The sequence below is a fragment of the Nocardia sp. NPDC060220 genome (assembly GCF_042727815.1).
Classification (GTDB): domain Bacteria; phylum Actinomycetota; class Actinomycetes; order Mycobacteriales; family Mycobacteriaceae; genus Nocardia.
The window spans coordinates 1-3,602 of sequence record NZ_JBHWZY010000717.1; the positions used below are offsets into that span (position 1 = coordinate 1).

Genomic DNA, 3,602 nt, shown 5'->3' on the forward strand with positions numbered 1-3,602 from the left:
ATTCCCAGCCCACCGCGGTGTCGGCCGCGAGCGCGGTGGTGACCGCCGCGAGCACCTCCTCACGTCGGCTCGCCCGCTCGACCATCGTCTCGAACCCCGCCACCGCCGCTTCCCCGGCGAAGCGCCGCCAGAATCCGTCGTGGGTGATGAACAACGCCAGATACCCCTCGGCGGTCGGAAACATCTGCGCGGGAACGTAATACGTGTGCGCTCCGAACGGGCGGCGCTGCGGGGTCGTGCCGTCGTTGAGGTAAGCCGAGGCGTGGTAGTTCAGCTGCGAGAGCATGACATCGCGCAACGACACCTCCACCTGGCCGCCCTGCCCGGACACGATCTGCGCGAGCAGACCCAGCGCCGCGGTCAATCCGGTGGAGTTGTCGGCCGAGGAGTAGCCGGGCAGCGTCGGCGGGCCCGCGGGATCGCCGGTGAGCGCCGCGATGCCGGTGGCCGCCTGGATGACGTAGTCGAAGGCCGGGTCGTCGCCGGCGTCCAAACCGAATCCGGTGATCGCCACGCAGACGATGCGCTCGTTCCACCGGCGTAGCGCTTCGTAGGTCAGGCCGAGCCGGTGGATCGCCGACGGCTTCAGATTCACCAGCAGCGCATGCGCGTTCGCGGCCAGCTCCCCGAGCTGGTCCTGGCCGCGCGCGGTGTTCAGGGCGATGCTGATGCTGCGCTTGCCCCGGTTGAGGCTGGCGAAGTAACTGTCGCTCACCTGCCGTGAGATGTCGCCGCCCGCCGGTTCCACCTTGGTGACCTCGGCGCCGAGATCGGCGAGCATCATGGTGGCGTACGGCCCCGCCAGCATGGTGCCGACCTCGAGAATCCGGATGCCTGCCAGCGGTCCGGTCGCTGACCCGCCCCGCGCGCCGCGAGCACGCGAGAGCTGGAAGCTCTCGCCTCGCGCCCCGATCACCGTAAGTCCTTTGCCAGAGCGGCGATCATCTCCCTGGTGCGCCGTTTGGAGGCGACCAGCTCGTCGCGGGTGTCGCCGATGGGCAGCAGGCGCACCGACAGATCGGTGGCCCCGGCGTCGCCGTATCGGCGCAGCCCCTCGGCGATGGCGCTCTCGTCACCGGCGACGCAGATGTCGCCGATGTCGCGGGCGTCGCCGGTTTCGAGCAACCGCTGGTAGTTCGGCGAGACCTCGGCTTCGCCGAGAATGCGGTTCGCTCTGGCCTTGGCTTCGGCGACCTCGGAGGGACGGCACAGGCAGACCGGCAGACCGGCGACCACCCGCGGCGCGGGACGGCCCGCTTCGGCCGCCGCCTTGGTGATCCGCGGCACGACATGGGCTCCCACCGCGCGCTCGTCGGCCATCCAGAGAATGGTCCCGTCGGCCTGTTCGCCGGCGATGCGCAGCATCACCGGACCGAGCGCGGCGACCAGCACCGGCACCGGGGCCACCGGCCCGAGGTCGAGCGGATTGTGCACCGTGAAGGTCGAGTTCTCGACGTCCACCGTGCCGGGCCCGCGCAATCCCGCGTTCAGCACCTCGAGATAGTCCGCGGTGTAGGCCGCCGGTTTCTCGTAGGGCAGCCCGAGCATGTCCGCCACGATCCAGTGGTGCGAGGGACCGATACCCAGCGCCAGCCGTCCGCCCGCCGCGGCCTGCGCCGACAGCGCCTGCCGGGCCAGGGCGACGGGGTGCTGGGCCTGCAGCGGCACCACGGCGGTGCCCAACTCGATCCGGGTGGTCACCTGTCCCATCAGCGCGATGGTGATCAGCGCGTCGAAATCGGTCGGGATCTGGGGTATCCACGCGGTGTCCAGGCCCGCCGACTCGGCCCACGCGATGTCGTCGAGCATCCGGGACAGTTTGCGGGCCGCATCACCCTTCTCGGGCCCGATCATCACTCCGATACGCACGAATTCCTCCGTCTTCCACTACTTTTCGCGCGACCACGGTGGTCAGCGCCGCTGCGACCGACCCGACGCTCAGGTCGGGGACGGGGTATTGGTGAGCGCCCGGATCTCGGTGACGAGGGTGTCGAGCGAGGTGCCCGTCGGGAACACCGCCGCCGCGCCGACTTCGAGCAGCCGCGCGACATCGGACTGGGGAATGGTGCCGCCGACGATCACGGCGATATCGCCCGCGCCCGCCGCGCGCAACGCCTCGACGGTGCGCGTGGTCAGCGAGACGTGGGCACCCGAGAGAATGCTCAGCCCCACGACGGCGACATCCTCCTGCAGCGCGATCGACACGATGTCCTCGATGCGCTGGCGGATGCCGGTGAAGATCACTTCGAAACCGGCGTCGCGCAGCGCGCGGGCGACGATCTTGGCCCCGCGATCATGGCCGTCGAGACCGGGTTTGGCGACGAGCACACGGGAGCTCATCAGAACACCACCGGCTGCTGGAACTCGCCCCACACGCCCTTGAGCGCGGCGGTCATCTCCCCCACCGTGCAGTACGCGTTCGCGCACTCGATCAGGTAGTGCATCAGGTTCTCGTTTCCTTCGGCGGCGGTGGACAAGGCAGTGAGGCTGGACCGGACCGCCACGGAATCGCGTTCGGCTTTCACCCTGGCGAGACGCTTCAGTTGCAGGTCGCGGCCCTCGGCGTCGAGTTCGTAGGTCGCGATCTCGGGCGCGGGCTCGTCGGAGACGAACCGGTTCACCCCGACGACCGGTTTGGTGCCCGCCTCGACGTCCTTGTGCAGCTGGTAGGCCTCATCGGCGATCAGACCCTGCAGGTAGCCGTCCTCGATCGAACGGACCATGCCGCCGTGGCGCTCGAGGTCGTCCATGATCTCGATGATGCGAGCCTCGGTCGCGTCGGTGAGCGCCTCGACGAAGTAGGAACCACCGAGCGGGTCGGCGACCCGGGTGACTCCGGTTTCGTAGGCCAGGATCTGCTGGGTCCGCAGCGCGAGCGTGGCGGACTCCTCGCTCGGCAACGCGAACGGCTCGTCCCAGGCCGCGGTGAACATCGACTGCACTCCGCCCAGCACCGAGGCCATCGACTCGTAGGCCACTCGCACCAGGTTGTTCTGCGCCTGTGGCGCGTACAGCGAAGCGCCGCCCGCGACACAGCCGAAGCGGAACATCGAGGCCTTGTCGGTGGTGGCCCCGTAGCGCTCGCGCACGATCGTCGCCCAGCGTCGTCGTCCCGCACGGTATTTGGCGATCTCCTCGAAGAAGTCACCGTGGGTATAGAAGAAGAACGAGATCTGCGGCGCGAACTGGTCGATCGTCATCCGGCCGCGTTCGATCACGGTGTCGCAGTAAGTGACACCGTCGGCGAGAGTGAACGCCATCTCCTGCACCGCGTTGGCGCCGGCATCGCGAAAGTGCGCGCCCGCCACCGAGATCGCGTTGAATCTCGGCACTTCGGCCGCACAGAATTCGATGGTGTCGGCGATCAGCCGCAGCGACGGTTCCGGCGGCCAGATCCAGGTGCCGCGCGAGGCGTATTCCTTGAGAATGTCGTTCTGGATCGTGCCGGTGAGCTTCTCGCGCGGCACGCCCTTCTTCTCGGCCGCCGCAACGTAGAGCGCCAGCAGGATCGCGGCGGTGCCGTTGATCGTGAAGCTGGTGCTGATCTTGTCCAGCGGCATGCCGTCGAACAGGATCTCGGCGTCGGCGAGGGTGTCCTGTGC

At 68.7% G+C, this 3,602-nt stretch carries 4 protein-coding genes; all 4 read right to left on the reverse strand.

Going from position 1 to position 3,602, the window contains the following annotated elements:
- On the reverse strand, window positions 1-808 hold an 808-nt coding region (locus tag ACFWF3_RS28325), incomplete at its 3' end, for a CaiB/BaiF CoA transferase family protein (protein WP_379316526.1).
- Window positions 809-912: 104 nt separating this feature from the next.
- Window positions 913-1,869 carry an LLM class F420-dependent oxidoreductase gene (locus ACFWF3_RS28330; protein ID WP_378990271.1) on the reverse strand — a complete coding sequence of 319 codons (957 nt, stop codon included), beginning with the start codon at window positions 1,867-1,869 and terminating at the stop codon, window positions 913-915.
- Between the two features lie 69 nt (window positions 1,870-1,938).
- A complete protein-coding gene (locus ACFWF3_RS28335) occupies window positions 1,939-2,340 on the reverse strand; it encodes a cobalamin B12-binding domain-containing protein (RefSeq protein ID WP_379316522.1) in 402 nt (133 codons plus the stop codon).
- Window positions 2,340-3,602: methylmalonyl-CoA mutase family protein (locus tag ACFWF3_RS28340; protein WP_379316524.1), on the reverse strand; the 1,263-nt coding region annotated here is incomplete at its 5' end. The genes ACFWF3_RS28335 and ACFWF3_RS28340, both read right to left, overlap by 1 nt.